This is a genomic window from Ensifer sp. LC384, assembly GCF_001695865.1.
Classification (GTDB): Bacteria; Pseudomonadota; Alphaproteobacteria; order Rhizobiales; family Rhizobiaceae; genus Ensifer.
Genome location: NZ_MBST01000020.1, coordinates 12421 through 30926 on the forward strand (window position 1 = coordinate 12421; position 18506 = coordinate 30926).

Here is an 18506-nt window from a genome sequence, read left to right on the forward strand (position 1 = left end):
CGTGGCACTGACAGTCTGTGGCGGCAGAATCACCCATGACGGCAGGTCGTGACGGCAAGGATGGGCCGCGACGCCATGGTCGTCGTCGATCCCGTCTCGATGAAGGTGCTCGCGATTGAGGGCCTGCGCGTCACAGACGCCCCGGTCATGCCGACACTGATCGCCGGCAACACAAATGCGCCGTCGATGATGATTGGCGAGAAATGCGCCCGCGCGATGCTGCGACCGGCGGCGCGCGCTGGTCTTTGACCCCGGCCGGCGCGTAGCTTTTTCCAAAGCACGGGCTCGGCAAAAACGACTTTAACCGCCGGTCGGCGGCCCGCTAGTATCCGCGTCCGACCCCACCTTGCGCACCAGGAGACAGACATGCCCGTGCATACCCGCATCCGCCCCTTCAACACCAAGGACACCTATCCCGAGCAGAAGCTGAACAACGATCTCTGCCAGGCCGTGGTGGCGCGCGGCGCGACGGTTTTCGTGCGCGGGCAGATCTCGCAGGATCTCGACACGCGCGAGAGCCTGCATATCGGCGATGCGGCCGCGCAGGCTCGTAAGGCCATGGAAAACATCAAGATGCTTCTGGAAGAGGCGGGTTCGGACCTCAGCCACATCTGCCGCGTCGTCGTCTACCTCATTGACATCCGCTACCGCGAGGACGTCTATCAGGAGATGGGCAAGTATCTGAAGGGCGTGTTTCCGGTTTCGACGGGCCTCGTCGTCTCGGCGCTCGCCCGGCCGGAATGGCTGGTCGAGATCGAGGCGACCGCCGTCATCCCCGACCAAGCTTGACGGAGGGCGTCATGACCTTTTCCGTTTCCGGCCGCTGTGCCGACACCGGCATGTTCGGCATCGCCGTCTCCTCCTCCTCGCCGAGCGTTGCGGCGCGCTGCGCCCATGTGCGCGCAGGCGTCGGCGCCGTCTCGACGCAGAACGTCACCGATCCCCGCCTTGGCCCGCAGGGCCTCGAACTGATGGCGAGCGGCCTTTCCGCCGAAGCCGCGCTCGCACGTCTCGTCGCGGAAGCTCCGCATATCGAATACCGCCAGCTCGCCCTCGTCGACGCCGCGGGTCGGACGGCGGCCTATTCGGGCGCCAAGACCCTCGGCTCCCATGCGGTCGGGCAGGGTGACAATGTCGTGGCCGCCGGCAACATGCTGACGACGACGGGCATCCCGCAAAAAATGGTCGAAGCCTTCGAAGCCACGAAGGGCAAGCATCTCGGCGACCGGCTGATTGCCGCCATGCGGGCCGCAGTTGCGGCCGGCGGTGAGGAAGGCCCCGTCCACTCCATGGGACTTGTCATGGTGGATAAGGTCTCGTGGAACGTCGCGGATCTGCGCATCGATTGGACCGAAGGCGACCCCATCGAGGAATGCGCCACGCTCTGGGCGCGCTGGCGCTCGGAGATGGACGCTTACGTCACGCGCGCGCTCGACCCCACGCAAGCGCCGAGCTACGGCGTGCCGGGCGATCTTTGAGGAGCGGGACGATGCCGAACCTCGCACGGCGGACTGGCGCATGATCCCGTCGACACCGGACATCCTCGCTCGGCTCGTCGCCGAGCCGACGGTCTCGCGCGCCTCGAACCTCGCCCTGCTGGACTATGTCGAAAGCTTGCTTCGGCCGGCCGGCGCCCGCATAGAGCGTTTCACCCACCCGGACGGCAGCCGGGCCAATCTCTGGGCGACCATCGGGCCCGACGGGCCGGGCGGCGTGGTGCTCTCGGGTCATACGGACGTCGTGCCCGTCGAGGGGCAGGACTGGAGTGGCGACCCTTTCACGCTGTCCGAGCGGGACGGACGGTTCTACGGGCGCGGTACGGCCGATATGAAAGGGTTCGTCGCAGCGGCGGTGCGCGCCGTCCTCGTTGCCTCCGACAAGCTTCTGAAGCGCCCGCTGCATCTGGCTCTCTCCTATGACGAGGAAATCGGCTGCATCGGCGTGCGCGGCATGATCGACGAACTTGCGGCGCGGTCGGCGCGGCCGGCGCTTTGTATCGTCGGCGAGCCCACGGGCATGCGGATCGCCACCGGCCACAAGGGCAAGCTGGCGCTGCGCGCTTGCTGTTACGGGCTGGAAGGGCATTCGGCGCTGGCCCCCAATGCGCTGAACGCGCTGCATCTTGGCGCCGCCTTCATCACCGCCCTAAAGACCCGTCAGGAGGGACTGGCCTTCCAGGGGGCCACAGACGCTGACTACGACATTCCCTATTCCACCATCCATGCCGGCATGGTGCGCGGCGGCACGGCGCTCAACATCGTGCCCAACCGCTGCGAGATCGATTTCGAAATCCGCAACATCGCCGAGGACGATCCGCGCGACATCCTCGCCGCCATCCAATCCGATGCCCAGACCATCGCCGCGCCCTATCGCAACCGGTTTCCGATGGCCTGTATCGAGATCGAGCCCGTGTCCGGTTATCCCGGCCTCAACTCTGGCGCCGACGCGCCGGCGGTGCGTCTCTTGCGGCTGCTTCTCGGCGATGACGGACCCACGCTCAAGGTTGCCTTCGGCACTGAGGGTGGGCTCTTCAATCAGGCGTTCGGCATCTCCACCGCGATCTGCGGTCCTGGTTTCATGGATCAGGGGCACAAGCCCGACGAATTCGTCAGCGTTGATCAGCTCGGACGGTGCGACAGAATGCTGGCGCGGTTGATCGATGAACTGAGAACGGGCCTCTGGAACGTCTAACGAGTGTCATGCACAGTTTGGCGTGATTGTTTTCAGTTTCGGGCAAAGGGGGCCGTGACGCAGCCACACGCCGTCGTTTCCGCGGGCTCAATCGCCGGCGCATCGTAACCGGTGCCGAGGCGATACCAGCACGCGATGGCACGTGGTGGGAAATCCCCGGTCTCGTCTTCGTTCCGCTAACGCCCTGGCTTGGCCAAGGGTGTGATGTTTTTTACCGTCGAGGACGATATCGGCATTGCCAATTTTGTCGCCTGGGCGAAAGGTCGTGCTCGGGGCGGGCACGATTGGGATGCTTCTCCGCGGGCCCTCGGCATCTACGGCGCAAACAGATTGCTACGCCTCAAAACAAACAGCCCAAGTAGAGAAAATGTTCTCATTTTGTGCTTCTAGCATCGCATAATGGATCGACTGGAATGGCACCATTGGTCCAAGGACCCGGCTGACCGAGCCATGTCAGCGGTTTGCCAATCGCACTCCAGGACCGCCGTCAGGCCCAGGACCGCTCTCGAAGAAGATGACCCCTCGAGCTTCGTAGACGCGTTTGATCGCTTCAACTGTGACAGGCTGAGGGCCCCTTGGGCCAGCCTCGTCCTGCTCAACCCGGCTGACTGTATTCGCGGTGACTTTAGCCAGTTCCGCGACCTCCCGTACGCCGAGTTTTAGAATGGCACGCGCAGCACGGGCTTGAGCAGGATTCACGGCGACCTCGTATTTATTTCGATACATGGTATTGATAAACGCCCAGACACTATATAGATACACTGCATCGATATCTCCTTCAACGATTCCGCGTTGTTCGCAGGGCGTATTCCGCCCTGCGCCCTGACACTTGCTCTTCCGAACATCGGAGCGTCGCCATGGAACTGCGTCAGCTGTCCTACTTCGTTGCGGTGGCCGAGGAGCTGTACTTCCATCGGGCAGCCGCGCGGATGTGCATTGCCCAGCCGGCGTTGAGTTCCCATATCCAGGCGCTGGAGAAGGAGCTGGGGGTGCGGCTGCTTGAGCGGTCGACGCGCCGGGTCGAGCTGACGCGGGCAGGGGAGGTTTTCTACGATCGCGCGATCCGGATCATTGGCGATGTCGGACTGTCTGCCGAGATGGCGCGGTCGGTGGCCGGCAAGGCGGCGCGAACGATCAAGATCGGAACCGTTTATCCGGCAACCACAGGGGTGTTGCCGGCGTTTCTTTCTCGCATCGGCCGGAAGTTTCCCGATGTTGCCCTGCATGTGCGGAGCGGCTCGACCAGCGACATCATCCGCTCCATCGAGAACGGCCAGATCAATCTCGGCTTCATCCGCCCGGTCGAAAACATCGGCTCCTTGCGCTTCTTCTCGATCGCGTATGAGCGCTATCTGCTGGCGGTCGAAAAGACGAACTCGCTGGCGCTCCGAAGCGAGATCGATATCGATGATCTTCGCTCGGAGAAGATCATCGCCTTTTCCCGTCAGAATCTTTCCTACTCGGAGCGCTATTTCTCCGAGATGTTCGAGACCCATGGTCTCACCGGCAACATCGCCTACAGCTGCGACGACACCTTCTCGCTGGTGTCACTGGTTTCAGCCGGCCTCGGCATCGGCTTTGCGCCGGAATGGACGAAGGACCTCCCGAACAGCAACTTCGAGCTCAGGCCCGTGCGCGGTGTCGATCTCAAGATCGGGCTTGGTGTCGCCTGGAGCAAGGAAGACCCGACCGCGTTCAGAAACGACATCATCGACATTGCCCGCTCGCTGGCGCGGCCGGCCAGATGAGCGGCTCTGCTCGGCGGTCCTAGCTTATCGCCGCGCTCGGCTGAATTCCTGCGCAGACGGCAACCAGTCCCGGCCGTTGTCGCGCCGACGCAACCCTCGTCAAGACGCTTCTTCTCGCAAACATCTCACAACGATGCCGAGCGCGTGAACTGTGGGTATGTCGTTCGCAACGACAGGCATTCCTGCTTTCGTCCCTCCATGAAAAGCTTTCCTCCAGTTCAGATAGGCAGCCGCCAGTGCACTTACGGAGTTCATCTTCGAATGAGCGGCGACGAAGGAGAGGGCGTATCAATGGATGACATCAAATTCACGACTGGGCTGACGGCGGCCCAGGGAGCACGTGTTGCATTTCGCGGAACGCCTTTCGTCGAACGGACGGCTCCCCTGAACCAGAATGCGCTTTGGATGCGCTGGGATCGGAACATGGTCGTCGATGCCTATTCCGATATGGTCGAGGAGCTTGCGGCAATTCGTACCGCGGTCGCGATGGGCGACATGTCGCCCCTGTCGAAATATGTGATCTCAGGTCCTGACGCCGAAGCGATGATGGACAAACTGATCCCGCGCGACATCAAGAAGCTCCAGGTCGGGCAGATCTACTACGCGCCCTGGTGTGACGAAAACGGCCATGTCGTTGGCGACGGCCTCATCTTCCGAATGGACGAGAACACGTTCCGCATCTCGGCCGACCCGGGCTTTGCCTGGTGGAAGCGGCATGCCGAGGGCCTCGACGTCCAGGTGACCGATATCACCGACACCTATGGAATTCTCACCCTTCAGGGTCCCCGCTCGCGCGAAGTCCTCGAGGCGGCCACACAGTCGGGCTTTCAAGAACTACCCTTCTCGCGACTGGCAGTCGTGAGCATTGCGGGAAAGCACGTCGAAATCCTGCGTCAAGGCTTCACCGGCGAACACGGTTACGAGCTCTGGGTTAAGGCAGACGACGCACCGTGCATCTGGGACGCGGTCGAGGACGCAGGTCGATCCTTTGGCATTCGTCCGGCGGGCGCCTGGGCACTCGACGTTGCACGGCTCGAGGCGGGCCTGCTGATCGTCGGCTACGACTACACCAGCGCCGGGCCTGACCATGGGGGTGCCGGCATTCAGGCGGCAGGCAGGTTCCGTGCCTCGCCATTTGACCTCGGTCTCGGCCGGCTGGTCGATTTCAAAAAGCCGGATTTTCTTGGCCGGGCTGCGTTGGAGCGCATGTCGAACGACGGCGAACACCGTCAGCTCGTGGGACTGGAAATCGATTGGAAGCAACTCTCCGGCACTGGGCTGGAAACCGCGGAACCCGGCAACCTTCGGCGTGTGCGATGGTATCCGGTGCCCGTCTTTGATGGCTCGGTCGAGATCGGTCACGCCAGCAGCGTTGCCTGGTCGCCCACGCTCCGCAAGCTGATCGGTTTTGGCCACCTGCGACAGGCATTCGGGGAGGTGGGGACGCAGGTGAGCCTACGCTGGGACGATGGCGTAACGGCGATCGACGTTGCCGCCCGGGTCGTTGCCCTGCCATTCCTCTCCTTGCGCCGTTCCGCCGGCAACTGAGTATCCAGATGCCCGACTGCTGAAGCGGTCGGGCGCTCCCTCCAATGGTAGTCCGCAGATCATGGTCGCCGTCTTCGCTGCGCCCAACGGATCTGCCTGTTTGAAATCCGGGGAAGGCGATGACCAATTCAAGTGAGGCTTGCACTGAGACAAGGATTGATCCCTCAAGCGGGGGCGAGGCGACGATATCGATCGAACTCGCCCCGGAGCAGGTCCGCAGCTTCGCGCCGCAAGCCGATACGCTTCCCTTGGGCTCAAGGGTGTTTCTGACGCACCTTGCTGGAAAGCCGGAGGCCCTGCAGGTCGAGGCGGCGGCCCGCATTACGGAAATGGGCTATGTCGCTGTGCCGCACCTGGCCGCCCGCAATTTCAAAACGGAAAGGGACTTTGTCGCTCTGGTTCATGCGCATAGTCGCAATGGCATCGACGAGGTACTGTTCCTTGGTGGCAATCCGGCACTTTTCCCCGGTCCGCTCGGTGAATCCGCCGAACTGCTTGCTCATCCGGTGTTGGCCGATAGTGCGATACGGACGGCCTTTGTCGCAGGCTATCCGGAGGGGCATCCGAACATTCCGGCGGATCGGCTGAAGGATGCGCTTAAGCGCAAGCTTGAGATCTGCGCGCGTCGGTCGCTAGAGCCTCGGATCGTGTCGCAGTTTGCCTTCGACGGCGGGATGATCGGCGCCTGGGCAAAGCAACTGCACCGCGACTACCCGGAGGTTCCTGTTCATGTGGGGCTCGCCGGCGTCACCAGTTTGACGAAACTGATCCGCTTTGCCGCCATGTGCGGCGTGGGGCCCTCACTGGCCACTCTCAGGCGCTCGGCGAGCGGGCTTCTCAACATCATCGCAGACCGTAATCCGGGCGACGTGCTCGACGCTATTGCATCGGCCTACCCCATCCCGCCTACGCCGCTGCACCTTCATTTCTTTCCGTTTGGCGGGTGGGAAAAGACCCTTACCTGGCTTGATGACTATCGGGAGGCCCGCCAGATGGGGGCTGGCGCACGATGACCCGCCAAATGCGACCCTTCGTCCTCACTTTGACCTGTGACGACCGAGCAGGGATCGTGGCTACGGTGACCTCGCAACTTCTCGATCTCGGCGCCAACATCGTTGAGAGCAATCAGTATTGGGACTGCGAAACCAACCGTTTCTTCATGCGGCTTGCGTTTACCGCCTCGGGCGAGACGTCGGCAGAGCTGATCGAAACCAGATTGGCGCCGATCCTCGAGCAATTTGAAATGCAGGGCCGGCTGCTCGACTGTCGCCAGCGACCAAAGACGATAATCATGGTCTCCAGGTTCGACCACGCATTTCTGCATCTGCTTTACCAGATCCGTGTCGGCTGGCTCGACACTGAGGTTGTGGCGGTGATTTCCAATCATGACGAGAGTCGTGAAACGGCCGCTTGGGCGGGTATTCCCTACCATTTTCTGCCAATCACAAGGGAAAACAGAAAGCAGCAAGAGGACCGCATCTTCGCGATCGTTCAAAATAGCGGAGCCGACCTGGTCGTGCTGGCACGCTATATGCAGATCTTTTCCGACGATCTCGCCGGTCGGTTGTTCGGCAAGGTCATCAACATCCACCATTCATTCCTGCCCAGCTTCAAGGGGGCGCGACCCTACCATCAGGCCCACGAGCACGGCGTCAAGCTGATCGGCGCGACGGCACACTATGTCACCGCCGACCTCGATGAGGGACCGATCATTGAGCAGGAAACCGAGCGCGTCTCACATGCCATGAGTGTCGAGGATTTCGTTGCGGCCGGCCGAGATATCGAAAGCCGTGTTCTGGCGCGTGCCGTCAAGCGGCATCTGGAGGCACGCGTGATGCTCAACGGGCGCAAGACAGTCGTCTTCGCTTAGGGCCGCGGCCGGATGCCGGCTTTGCAATTTAATTGAACAGAGCGTCGCGCGTTGCGACCACAGGCCACCGTGCGTCAAATCAAGGGAGGACCACGTAATGCGAAATGGAACATCACATCTTTTCGTGCCCGGACCGACAAATATTCCGGATGCCGTGCGCCGGGCCATGAACGTGCCGATGCAGGATATGCGGGCACCGGATTTTCCCGACCTGGTTCTTCCGCTGGTCGCCGATCTCAAGCGGATATTCCGGACCGCCGACGCCTCCATCTTCCTGTTCCCGGGTTCAGGAACCGGTGCGTGGGAAGCGGCGATCTCGAACACCCTGAACCGTGGAGATCGTGTACTGATGTCGCGCTTCGGTCAGTTCTCCCATCTTTGGGTCGACATGGCTCAGCGCCTTGGGCTCGATGTCGAGTGCATCGACGTTGCATGGGGCGAGGGCGTGCCGGTCGAGGAATATCAGCGGCGATTGAGCGACGACAAGAACCGGCTGATCAAGGCAGTTTTCGTAACCCACAACGAGACGGCAACCGGCGTAACCTCTGACGTCGCGGCCGTTCGTGCCGCCCTTGACGACACCGGCCATGAAGCGTTGCTGTTCGTCGATGGTGTGAGTTCGATTGCATCCATTGATTTTCGAATGGACGAATGGGGTGTCGACCTCGCCGTTACCAGCTCGCAGAAAGGGTTGATGCTTCCGGCCGGTCTCGGCATTCTCGCCGTCAGTGCAAAGGCGTTGGCCGCGCACGAGTACTCAACGATCGAACGCTGCTATTTCAGCTTCGAGGACATGAAGGCACCGTCCGTAACCGGCTATTTTCCTTACACCCCGCCGACACAGCTTCTGCTTGGCATGAGGGTCTCGCTCGACCTGATTTTTGCGGAAGGGCTGGACAGGGTCATTGCCCGGCACCACCGGCTTGCAGAAGGTGTTCGCCGCGCTGTCCATGCCTGGGGCCTGCGGCTTTGCGCCACGGAAAAGAAGTGGTGGTCGGATACGGTCTCGGCGATCGTCGTTCCCGACGATGTCGATGCCCGACAGGTCATCGCAAACGGCTACACAAAATATCGCACGTCATTCGGTGCCGGTCTCAGCAAGGTGGCCGGCCGGGTATTCAGGATCGGCCATCTCGGCGACTTGAACGAGGTCATGTGTCTTTCGGCGCTCGCGGCTGCCGAGATGTCCTTGCGTGATGCGGGCGCAAAGATCGAAGCGGGCTCGGGCGTTGCCGCCGCACAGGAGTGGTACCGTTCCGAGATCCGGCTGATTGACCAGGGCCAAAAGGATTGCGCTGCATGAGGAGGGCCAGGATCATGAAACCGAAAGTCGTTGTAACGCGTCGGTGGCCGACGGAGGTCGAAGACCGGCTGAATGCAGAATTCGACGTATCGCTCAACCGCACCGACCAGCCTTTCGACGGACGTGAGTTGCGCGCAGCCCTCGAAGGCGCCGATGCGGTGCTGCCGACGGTAACCGACAGGATCGGCGCCGACCTGTTCGAGGGAGGCGTTCGCGCAAGGATACTCGGCAATTTCGGCGTCGGCTTCAATCATATCGATGTCGCGGCAGCAAAGGCCGCCGGGCTGGTCGTCACGAATACACCGGGCGTGCTGACGGATGCGACCGCCGATCTGGCGATGACCCTCCTGTTGATGTGCGCCAGGCGTGCCGGAGAGGGGGAGCGGGAACTGCGGTCCGGCAAGTGGACCGGTTGGCGTCCCACGCATCTTTGCGGAACGCACGTCACCGGCAAGACCATCGGCATCATCGGTATGGGGCGTATAGGGCAGGCAATGGCACGGCGCTGCCACTTTGGTTTCGGCATGGACGTCGTCTTCTTTGACAGCAATCCAATTGCGGGTCTCGACGTGCCCGCACGCCAGTTGCCGACCGTCGAGGACGTGCTGGGGACCGCCGATTTCGTATCGCTCCATTGTCCTGGAGGCGGGGAAAACTACCACCTGATCGACGATCGTCGGCTCGCATGTATGAAATGGTCGGCTTTCCTTATCAACACGGCCAGGGGCGATGTCGTGGACGAGCACGCCCTGGTCCGCGCGCTGGAGAACCGAAGGATCGCGGGCGCGGGCCTCGACGTCTTCGAAGGCGAGCCGCGTGTGCCTGGTCGTCTGGCCGAGCGGCAGGACGTGGTTTTGTTGCCACATCTGGGGAGCGCGACGAAGGAGACCCGCATCGCCATGGGGATGCGCGTCATTGAGAATCTGAAGGCTTTTTTCAGCGGCCGCGCTCCGCCGGATGCGGTCAGCTGATCCTATACTTCCCATTGCAGTTCAATTGGCAGGCAGACGATACGGTCGCCGTGTCGTCGCCTCAGGAGAAAACCGATGTCGGGTTTATTCGAAAGACAACTCAAGCATGATTCCGTCATTGCCGGCGCGATCGCGCGCGAAATGGGGCGGCAACGCTCCGAGATCGAGCTGATCGCTTCGGAGAATATCGTGTCGCCGGCCGTGCTTGCTGCGCAAGGCTCCGTCATGACCAACAAGTACGCCGAGGGCTATCCGGGGCACCGCTACTACGGCGGCTGCCAGTATGTCGATCTCGTCGAAGCCGCTGCGATCGAACGGGCGGGGATGCTGTTTGACGCATCGTTCGTCAACGTGCAGCCGCATTCCGGCGCGCAAGCCAATGGCGCGGTCATGCTGGCGCTGTTGAAGCCGGGCGATACATTCATGGGCCTGTCGCTTGCCGCTGGTGGCCATCTAACCCACGGCGCGCGGCCGACCATGTCGGGCAAATGGTTCAACGCCGTCCAATATGGCGTTCGCGAGAGCGATTGCCTGATCGACTATGACGAACTTGAGGACAAGGCCATCGCGACACGGCCGAAGTTGATCATCGCGGGCGGATCGGCCTATCCACGCCTGATCGACTTCAAACGAATTCGGGCAATCGCCGATGCGGTCGGGGCGGCGATGATGGTCGATATGGCGCATTTTGCCGGTCTGGTCGCTGGAGGTGTGCATCCGAACCCGGTTGAAATCGCCGATATCGTCACCACGACGACGCACAAGACCCTCCGCGGACCCCGCGGCGGCATGATCCTCACCAACAATCAGGACGTCGCGAAAAAGGTGAATTCGGCGGTGTTCCCGGGGCTGCAGGGCGGTCCGCTGATGCACGTCATCGCTGCAAAGGCGGTGGCACTTGGCGAAGCGCTTGAAGACAACTTCAGGCAATACGCGCGCCAGATGGTGGCCAACGCCCGGGCACTAGCTTCGGCGTTGACCGAACGCGGCTACGATATCGTTTCGGGGGGAACCGATACACATCTGATCCTGGTCGACCTGCGCAGCAAGGGGGTCTCCGGCAAGGATGCAGAGGAGGCCCTGGGGCGTGCCGGTCTGACCTGCAACAAGAACGGCATTCCATTCGATCCCGCGCCCCCGGCGATAACCTCCGGCATCCGACTGGGAACGCCGGCTGCCACCAGCCGGGGCTTCCGCGAAGCGGAGTTCAACGAAGTTGGCACGTTGATCGCCGACGTCCTTGACACTCTTGACACCGATCAGTGCGCCGAACAGGAACAACGCGCGAGGAAATCGGTCCACGATCTCTGCGCGGCCTTTCCCATCTACTCAGCGGCGCATTGAAACCAGGCGTGGTTCGATCGGGAATTGAAAGTCGTCGACGTTCGATGCTTGATCGAGCGGGCGTTAACCACGAGTATCAATGGTGCTCGCCGGGCCAATGTTTGGCGAACACTGCCGTCAGGTGCTTTGAAAGGCTTCGATGCGACTGCCGCCCATAGATCTTAGTCGGGAAAACACATTCGGGGAGATCTCCTACGAAAGTGGAGGGGAATATGGCCCTATTCGGGGGGACTATATTGCCTTCATCATCGTGCATCTCGGGTCACTCAAGATCGAGGCGGATGAGACCACCGTGCAGTTGGAAGCGGGCCAATGTGCCCTGTCGCTGACACATGACCGCTATCTGACAACGATCAATCCCGACGCTCTGACACATATAAGCTGGTGTGATGGACGACCGCAGAATGCTGCTTGGCTTTTCAAGGAGCGCCACAAGTATGCGCCCTTCATCACCGCCTCGGCGCAGGTTCAGACGCTGATGCAACTGGGTGTCGATCTCGGCATCGGGGATCGCGATGGTCGCGGCGGCCTTCGCGAGGCTCTGACGAACACCCTCCTCAACGCCTATATCTATGAGGCGGAAGTCGTCGCCGAGGAAAGGCCGATCCCGCAGACGATTCTTCAGGCCCGTCGCTTTCTCGATGAAAACTTCGCTGCAGACGTCTCTATTGAGCGCGTTGCACAACAGGTTCGCGTCAGCCCGCAGTATCTTGTGTCTGCCTTCAAGAAACACTTGGGCATGACGCCGGCGCGGTATCTCTGGCGGTGTCGGCTGGACTATGGCGCGCATCTTCTGCAGCGCAGCGGCTTGTCCGTGAGCGAGATTGCCTACCAGGTCGGCTACAAAAATCCCTACCACTTTTCGCGTCAGATCAAGCTCGCCTTTGATTGCTCCCCGACCGAGCTGCGCGAGAAAATGCTGAACGGCTGAGTTTTCCAGCGTTTTCAATGCCCGACACTCCACAACTAAGACAGGCGAATTGGCGATATTGAAACGCCAAGCGCAGGCATGGTCGTCCTCCTCGGCTTCATACACCTTTCCAAGGCGCCTCCATCTCCAGGTGCGGGCGCACGGTGCGCACAGCAAACATCCATGGGACTGCGATATGGAAAACCTCTCTCACATCGACCCGATTGCACGCGACGAATGGCACGTCATTGCCTCGCTCGAGGAGCTCCCATCGAGCGGTATGTTCGCAACCGTTCTTCTCGGCGAAAGGTTGCTGATCGGCCGGCAGGGCGACCGGCTGGGGGTCTGGCGCGAGCCGCAAGACGGCATAGAGCCGATCGATGCCCAGACGCTCGCCGCCGAGCTTCCGACCATTCAGCGGTTCGGCTATCTCTGGACCACCTTGGGCAGCCCAACGCGCGATCTGTTCGAAATACCGGAATTTGACGAGCCGGATCGCAGCCGCATCGTTCAGGGCGTGACCCGGGTTGGCGTATCGGCGCCGCGCGCGGTCGAGAACTTTCTGGATATGGGACATTTTCCATTCGTTCACACAGGGATCCTGGGGGAAGAACCCCACACTGAGGTCAAACCCTACAAGGTCGCCGTCTACTCAGACCCGCCAGAAATCCTGGTCACCGATTGCGAGTTCTACCAACCACAAGCCAATGCCGGATCGGATACCGGTGCTGACACCGAGTACGTGTACCGAATACCCCATCCGTTTTGCGCTGTCCTTTACAAGACCGGATCAACACGTCCGGACAGGCGCGACGTTATCGCGCTTTTCGGGCAACCCGTCGATGAGGACCGGGTGCTCGTGCATATCGTTATCTGTCTGATTGATGAAGTCACGGATTTGGCGGCCATGCGCAGTTTTCACCAGACCATCCTTGGGCAAGACAAGCCCATACTGGAAAATCAGGTGCCCAAGCGCTTGCCGCTCGACTCGCGCTCGGAGGTTCCGATCCGCGCAGACGCCGCCTCCGCAGCTTATCGCCGCTGGCTTCGCGAAAGAGGTCTTCGCTACGGCGTCGTCGCGGGCAGCCGCTGATGACGGGTGCCAACAACAATCTGGGCAAGCTTAACTGGAGATATGCGGGGCCAAAATAGCAGTCATTGTTGCCCAGGCTGTTTCATGAAAGCCTGGTACAGCAATGTGAAAGAACCAACGTCGACGGCGACAAAAAACCAAAAGGGGAAGCCGTTGGCCCGGACAGTTTCGCATCGATGCCCGCAACCAAGTGCGGAAAGGCGCATCGCCTGCGAGCGACCGAACAAGGTCCAAGGTTGAAACAGGGAGGAATTTTCATATGCCTATCAATATCACACGGCGCACCGCGATCCTGGGTTCGATGGGAGCGTTGCTGGTATCCGCGCTCGATCAGTCTTTCGCAGCTCAACCCAGTGCACTCAGGATCGCGCTCATTCTCGAAAGCCGGACCGATGTCGGCTGGACCCGCACGTTGCTGGATTCGTTGGAACAGGTGAAGCAGGCACGCCCCGACGGGCTCGACATATCGTGGGATTACACGGACCCGCTGTGGAACGATGATGCCGAGAACGCCATGCGCTTCTACGCCGAAGGCGGAGAATACGACATTATCTGGGCCCACGGCCGATACTCTGACCAGGTAAAGAAGCTTAGCGCCGAATTCCCCGACATCATGTTCGTCGTAACCGGGTCGGGCAACCTGCCGCTCGGAACCAACCAATATTGGCTCTACAAGCGACTTCACGAACCCTCCTACCTGCTCGGCATGCTGGCCGGTCGCACGACCAGATCGGGCGTCATCGGATTGGTCGGGACGTTTGCCGCAGACGATGTCAACGACCAGATCAATGCGTTCCTCGACGGCGCGAGAGCCGTCAGGCCTGACGTGAAGCACCGCGTGTCGTTCATCGGATCGTGGTCCGACAACGCGCTGGCGGCAGAACACGCAAACGTGCAGATCGCCTCAGGTGCGGATGTCGTGTTCATGCTCACGGACAACTTCAAGCCCTGTCAGGAGCACAAGATCATGTGCTTTGCCAACATCATCGACCAAAGTAAGCTTGCGCCAGACGCGATCGCCTCCAGTGCGATCATCAACTGGCAGCCGGATATCAAATGGATCGTTTCCGAATGGCTCAAGCACAAGCCGGGAGGCCAGTACAACGGAAACACCGAGCCGAAATGGTTCTCCATGGGGCAGGGCGGCGTCGATATCGCGCCCTATCACGACTTTGATGCAAAGCTACCGGCGACCGTCAAGGAAGAGCTTGCGGCGACGAGACAGAAGATCATGTCCGGCGAGTTTGTCGTTCCCCTCAACACGGCGGAGGTGAAGTAGGACCGACGACAGAACAGGGCTGGTGTCACTCAATGGAAAACCTTCTCAGCGTACAGAACCTGACCAAGCGGTTTGGAGCCGTTACCGCAAACGACAACGTCGACCTCGACGTTCGCAAGGGCGAAATTCACTGTCTCTTCGGTGAGAATGGTGCGGGCAAGTCGACGCTGTCGGCCTGCCTGTACGGATACTATCGCGCAGATAGTGGTGTCATTCGTTTCAAGGGTGAGATTGCCGAGCTGAACTCGCCGGCCGATGCGCTTCGGCTTGGCATTGGCATGGTGCACCAGCACTTCGTCCTCGTTACCAATTTCACCGTCCTTGAGAACATTATCGTGGGAAGCCCCGAAGTCGGGATGTTCCTGTCAAAATCAGCGGCGCGACGAAAGGTCGAGGATCTCTGTCGCCGTTGCGGCATCCAGATCGATCTCGATCGGGAAATCTGGGAGCTCTCGGTGGGCGAACAGCAATGGGTCGAAATCCTCAAGGCATTGTATTTCGGGGCGGAACTGCTGATCCTCGACGAGCCGACGGCCGTTTTGACCCCACAACAGTCCGATCAGCTATTCGCAATTCTCGACGGAATGCGGCGCCAGGGCCTGTCCATCATACTGATCAGCCATAAACTGCGTGAGGTGATGCAGTCCGATCGGGTCACAATCCTGCGCAAAGGCAAGGTCGTCGCCACCGTCCAGACATCCGGCACGACGGCAGAAGCCATTACTGCACTCATGGTTGGCCACAAGGTCACCAAGCATGTCAGCGACAGGTCTATCGAACCGGGTCGTGATGTCCTTGTCGTCGATCGCGCCTGTGCGCTCGGCGAGTGGGGCGAGGACGTGCTTCGTGATGTCACCTTCAGCATCGCCAGCAACGAGATCCTCGGCCTGGCAGGTGTTGCAGGCAACGGCCAGAAGGAGTTGTTCGAAGTCTTGATGGGCGTGAGGACGTTGAGCTCGGGAGGTTTTCTTCTCGACGGAGATGCTGTCGCGGTGCCGACCTCGCGCGAAATGCTCGACAGGGGCGTTGGACTCGTGCCTGACGATCGCTTTCGCGAGGGGTTGATTCCGGAGTTCGGAACGGCCGAGAACCTGGTGCTTGGATGGCAGCGCAAGCCGGAGTACCGGCGCGGACCGTTTCTCGACCGCCGCAAGCTCAATGCTTTGGCCGAGCGCAAGATCGAGGAGTTCAGGATCGTCGCTGCATCCGCGGACCTGCCCGTCGAGCGCCTGTCCGGCGGCAATGCCCAGCGCGTCATTCTTGCGCGCGAATTCCTTCACGCCGGGAGCCTGCTACTTGCCAATCAGCCGACGCGTGGGCTCGATGTGGCGGCATCCGAATTTGTCTACGAGAAGATCCTCGAAAAGCGCGCCGATGGCTTTGCCATCCTTCTGGCCTCCGAGGAGCTCGACGACCTTCTGCGTCTGTGTGACCGCATAGCCGTTATCTTCAAAGGCAGGATCGTGGGCATTGTGCGGCCCGAGGAAACAACACTCCTCGAGCTTGGAATGATGATGGCGGGTGACGCCAGCAACCTTGATGGACACCTCAATGATCTTAGTTCAAAGGCGCTCAGGCAATAGCCTGGGCTGGAACGTTGCCTGCTATTCGGCGGCAATGCTGTGTGCTCTTTTTTCCGCCGCCGCCTTACTCCATTTGTCCGGAGGTGACGTGGCAAAGGCCTTCTCGTCGCTCGTTATCGGGGCCTTCGGCAGCCAGAAGGCGCTGCTTGGCTCGCTGGCCAAGGCGACTCCCCTGCTGCTTGTGGGTCTTGGAACGGTGATCGCTTTCAGGGCGAAGATCTGGAATATCGGACAGGAAGGGCAGGTTCTGGCCGGCGCCATGTGCGCCTATTGGGCCAGCCTGTGGATCGGCCCGCTGCCTTACTGGATGGCTTTCGCGATCCTTGTCCTTGCGGGCCTGGCAGGCGGCGGCGTCCTTGGTCTCCTGGCCGGAATTCTCAAGACCCGTTTTGGCACCAGCGAGATCATCTCGACAGTCATGTTGAACTACATCGTGATCTTCCTGCTCGCCTATCTGCTTGATGGTGGACCGTGGATGGAGTCCGGCGTGACCGTCGCCTATCATCAGTCTCCCCCGGTCAATACAATGTTGGAGTGGCCGACGCTGTTCGGCCAAGGCTCCGCCAAGCTGCATGTCGGTTTCTTGCTTGCGCTCGGTGCCACGGCGTTATCGGCCGTCTTGCTGGAGCGAACGCCGCTCGGCTACGAAATCCGCGCTTTCGGCTCCAACCCGACTGCGCTTCGGTTCCGCGGAACTGATATCAGCCGCCTCCTGCTGGTCGTGATGCTGGTATCCGGCGCCCTTGCGGGTCTCGCTGGCGCTGGCGAACTTTTCGGCACGTCCCATCGTCTTCGCGCCGAAACACTGCTCGGTATCGGCAGTTCCGGCATCGTCGTTGCGATGGTCGGAGGGTTGCGGCCAAGCGGCGCCATGCTTGCGGCCCTCTTCTTCGGTGCGCTGAAAAGCGGAGCCATTTACATGCGATTGCAGAGTGGAACCCCGGCCGGGCTGGTCTCGGCCATGGAAGGGCTCGTCCTGCTCTTCTTCCTGTGTGCAGCCGTGGCCACCAGGATCCAGGTTACTGTCAGGAGTGAAGTGCATGCTTGAGCTTTTTCAGGGTCCACTGTTCATCAGTATTCTGGCCGCAATGGTTCGGATCGCCACGCCGCTGTTGTTCTCTGCCATGGGCGAACTCGTCACCCAACGTTCCGGTATCTGGAACATTTCCGTCGAGGGGACGATGTTGCTTGGCGCGGTCGTCGCCTATGTAATCGCGTCAACGACGGGCTCGCCGTGGCTTGCCCTGCTCGTCGCGGTACTGGCTTGCGCGGCATTGAGCCTGATCCTCTCGTTCGTTACGATCGTTCTCAAATCAGAGCAATTCATCGCCGGCCTTGCCCTCAACTTGCTTGCCTCGGGTCTCACCCTGTTCTGGTTCCAGACCTACATCATCGGTCGCGATCCGCCCAAATTCGCGGGTTTTGAAGCTGTCGAGATACCGTATCTGTCGGATATTCCGATCCTTGGAACGGTGCTGTTTTCCCAGCGCCTTCTGACCTATGTCAGCTTCCTGCTTCCGATCGCGGTCTGGTTTTTTCTCTACCGCACCCGGTATGGGCTCGAAATTCGCTGCGTCGGGGAAAATCCGAAAGCACTCGACGTCAAAGGGCTGAACGTTGGTCGCCGCCAATGCCTGGCAATCATGTTCGGCAGCCTGATGTCGGGCTTCGGTGGCGCATTCCTGATGCTGGGCTATTCCGACCGGTTTGTGCCGGACCTTATCGCCGGTCGCGGTTGGCTCGTCGTTGTTGCCATTATCGCCGGCAACTGGATGCCTTTCCGTGTGGTTGGAGCGATCTTCATATTCGCATTGCTCGAAGCCATCGGAATTCACGCCCAGGTCGTCGGGGTTTCAATTCCGCATCACGTCTTCCTGGTGTTGCCATATGTGGCCTCACTCGTGCTTCTGGCTGGCCTGAGGTCGCGAACGCATCAGCCGGTCGCACTTGGAATTCCCTATCGCCGGGAATGAGGGATAGATGAACTGACGACATCCGACTTTTGCTTCAGCGCCCAGCCGTGTGAATTCTCACGGCTGGGCTCGGCGCGTCATCCTGCCTAGGCGATGAGGCGAAAAGGGACCGGCCAAGAAGGCAACAGGGCCAAATTAAGCTATTGATTAAATGCAGCTCTAATCCGACCGCCGGACGGTTCCTTGCGGCGAG

Annotated in this window: 16 protein-coding genes and 2 pseudogenes; all 18 read left to right on the forward strand. The window is 60.7% G+C overall.

Annotated features, from left to right (window positions below):
• Positions 1 to 9: 9 nt before the first annotated feature.
• A pseudogene (locus BC363_RS16395) lies at positions 10 to 249 on the forward strand (GMC oxidoreductase); the annotation flags it as partial.
• Positions 250 to 366: 117 nt separating this feature from the next.
• Entirely contained in the window at positions 367 to 789 is a 423-nt protein-coding gene (locus BC363_RS16400) for a RidA family protein (RefSeq protein WP_065785484.1), read from the forward strand.
• Positions 790 to 800: 11 nt separating this feature from the next.
• Positions 801 to 1478, forward strand: a complete 678-nt coding sequence (locus BC363_RS16405) for a DUF1028 domain-containing protein (RefSeq protein WP_065785483.1) — start codon at positions 801 to 803, stop codon at positions 1476 to 1478.
• A 40-nt stretch (positions 1479 to 1518) separates the two neighbouring features.
• Positions 1519 to 2691, forward strand: a complete 1173-nt coding sequence (gene argE, locus BC363_RS16410) for an acetylornithine deacetylase (RefSeq protein ID WP_065785482.1) — start codon at positions 1519 to 1521, stop codon at positions 2689 to 2691.
• Positions 2692 to 2774: 83 nt separating this feature from the next.
• Positions 2775 to 2952, forward strand: a pseudogene (locus BC363_RS35975) (DNA polymerase-like protein); the annotation flags it as partial.
• Positions 2953 to 3548: 596 nt separating this feature from the next.
• Complete coding sequence (locus BC363_RS16420) at positions 3549 to 4439, forward strand: LysR family transcriptional regulator (RefSeq protein WP_065785480.1); 891 nt, start codon at positions 3549 to 3551, stop codon at positions 4437 to 4439.
• Between the two features lie 291 nt (positions 4440 to 4730).
• A complete protein-coding gene (locus tag BC363_RS16425) occupies positions 4731 to 5987 on the forward strand; it encodes an aminomethyltransferase family protein (RefSeq protein ID WP_065785479.1) in 1257 nt (418 codons plus the stop codon).
• A gap of 119 nt (positions 5988 to 6106) precedes the next feature.
• Positions 6107 to 7000: a methylenetetrahydrofolate reductase gene (locus tag BC363_RS16430; protein ID WP_065785478.1), complete on the forward strand. Its 894-nt coding sequence runs from the start codon at positions 6107 to 6109 to the stop codon at positions 6998 to 7000.
• On the forward strand, positions 6997 to 7857 hold the full coding sequence (gene purU, locus BC363_RS16435) for a formyltetrahydrofolate deformylase (protein ID WP_065785477.1): 861 nt from the start codon (positions 6997 to 6999) through the stop codon (positions 7855 to 7857). Before BC363_RS16430 ends, purU begins: the two co-directional genes overlap by 4 nt.
• A gap of 97 nt (positions 7858 to 7954) precedes the next feature.
• Complete coding sequence (locus tag BC363_RS16440) at positions 7955 to 9160, forward strand: aminotransferase class V-fold PLP-dependent enzyme (protein ID WP_065785476.1); 1206 nt, start codon at positions 7955 to 7957, stop codon at positions 9158 to 9160.
• Positions 9157 to 10131 carry a D-glycerate dehydrogenase gene (locus tag BC363_RS16445; protein ID WP_065785475.1) on the forward strand — a complete coding sequence of 325 codons (975 nt, stop codon included), beginning with the start codon at positions 9157 to 9159 and terminating at the stop codon, positions 10129 to 10131. The genes BC363_RS16440 and BC363_RS16445 overlap by 4 nt, the downstream gene beginning before the upstream one ends.
• A gap of 75 nt (positions 10132 to 10206) precedes the next feature.
• Positions 10207 to 11475 carry a serine hydroxymethyltransferase gene (gene glyA, locus BC363_RS16450; RefSeq protein ID WP_065785474.1) on the forward strand — a complete coding sequence of 423 codons (1269 nt, stop codon included), beginning with the start codon at positions 10207 to 10209 and terminating at the stop codon, positions 11473 to 11475.
• Between the two features lie 139 nt (positions 11476 to 11614).
• Complete coding sequence (locus tag BC363_RS16455) at positions 11615 to 12406, forward strand: AraC family transcriptional regulator (RefSeq protein WP_065785473.1); 792 nt, start codon at positions 11615 to 11617, stop codon at positions 12404 to 12406.
• A 175-nt stretch (positions 12407 to 12581) separates the two neighbouring features.
• On the forward strand, positions 12582 to 13478 hold the full coding sequence (locus BC363_RS16460) for an aromatic ring-hydroxylating dioxygenase subunit alpha (protein ID WP_065785472.1): 897 nt from the start codon (positions 12582 to 12584) through the stop codon (positions 13476 to 13478).
• Between the two features lie 259 nt (positions 13479 to 13737).
• Complete coding sequence (locus BC363_RS16465; protein ID WP_065785471.1) at positions 13738 to 14757, forward strand: BMP family protein; 1020 nt, start codon at positions 13738 to 13740, stop codon at positions 14755 to 14757.
• Positions 14758 to 14789: 32 nt separating this feature from the next.
• A complete protein-coding gene (locus tag BC363_RS16470; protein WP_065785470.1) occupies positions 14790 to 16340 on the forward strand; it encodes an ABC transporter ATP-binding protein in 1551 nt (516 codons plus the stop codon).
• A gap of 88 nt (positions 16341 to 16428) precedes the next feature.
• Positions 16429 to 17388, forward strand: coding sequence for an ABC transporter permease (locus tag BC363_RS16475; RefSeq protein ID WP_244519888.1), 960 nt, complete (start codon positions 16429 to 16431; stop codon positions 17386 to 17388).
• On the forward strand, positions 17381 to 18313 hold the full coding sequence (locus BC363_RS16480) for an ABC transporter permease (protein ID WP_065785468.1): 933 nt from the start codon (positions 17381 to 17383) through the stop codon (positions 18311 to 18313). Before BC363_RS16475 ends, BC363_RS16480 begins: the two co-directional genes overlap by 8 nt.
• Positions 18314 to 18506 lie beyond the last annotated feature (193 nt).

Bases quoted from the DNA above. Each gene is read 5' to 3' on its own strand.
- BC363_RS16400 (WP_065785484.1), top strand. From the start codon at position 367: ATGCCCGTGCATACCCGCATCCGCCCCTTCAACACCAAGGACACCTAT.
- BC363_RS16405 (WP_065785483.1), top strand. From the start codon at position 801: ATGACCTTTTCCGTTTCCGGCCGCTGTGCCGACACCGGCATGTTCGGC.
- argE (WP_065785482.1), top strand. From the start codon at position 1,519: ATGATCCCGTCGACACCGGACATCCTCGCTCGGCTCGTCGCCGAGCCG.
- BC363_RS16420 (WP_065785480.1), top strand. From the start codon at position 3,549: ATGGAACTGCGTCAGCTGTCCTACTTCGTTGCGGTGGCCGAGGAGCTG.
- BC363_RS16425 (WP_065785479.1), top strand. From the start codon at position 4,731: ATGGATGACATCAAATTCACGACTGGGCTGACGGCGGCCCAGGGAGCA.
- BC363_RS16430 (WP_065785478.1), top strand. From the start codon at position 6,107: ATGACCAATTCAAGTGAGGCTTGCACTGAGACAAGGATTGATCCCTCA.
- purU (WP_065785477.1), top strand. From the start codon at position 6,997: ATGACCCGCCAAATGCGACCCTTCGTCCTCACTTTGACCTGTGACGAC.
- BC363_RS16440 (WP_065785476.1), top strand. From the start codon at position 7,955: ATGCGAAATGGAACATCACATCTTTTCGTGCCCGGACCGACAAATATT.
- BC363_RS16445 (WP_065785475.1), top strand. From the start codon at position 9,157: ATGAGGAGGGCCAGGATCATGAAACCGAAAGTCGTTGTAACGCGTCGG.
- glyA (WP_065785474.1), top strand. From the start codon at position 10,207: ATGTCGGGTTTATTCGAAAGACAACTCAAGCATGATTCCGTCATTGCC.
- BC363_RS16455 (WP_065785473.1), top strand. From the start codon at position 11,615: ATGCGACTGCCGCCCATAGATCTTAGTCGGGAAAACACATTCGGGGAG.
- BC363_RS16460 (WP_065785472.1), top strand. From the start codon at position 12,582: ATGGAAAACCTCTCTCACATCGACCCGATTGCACGCGACGAATGGCAC.
- BC363_RS16465 (WP_065785471.1), top strand. From the start codon at position 13,738: ATGCCTATCAATATCACACGGCGCACCGCGATCCTGGGTTCGATGGGA.
- BC363_RS16470 (WP_065785470.1), top strand. From the start codon at position 14,790: ATGGAAAACCTTCTCAGCGTACAGAACCTGACCAAGCGGTTTGGAGCC.
- BC363_RS16480 (WP_065785468.1), top strand. From the start codon at position 17,381: ATGCTTGAGCTTTTTCAGGGTCCACTGTTCATCAGTATTCTGGCCGCA.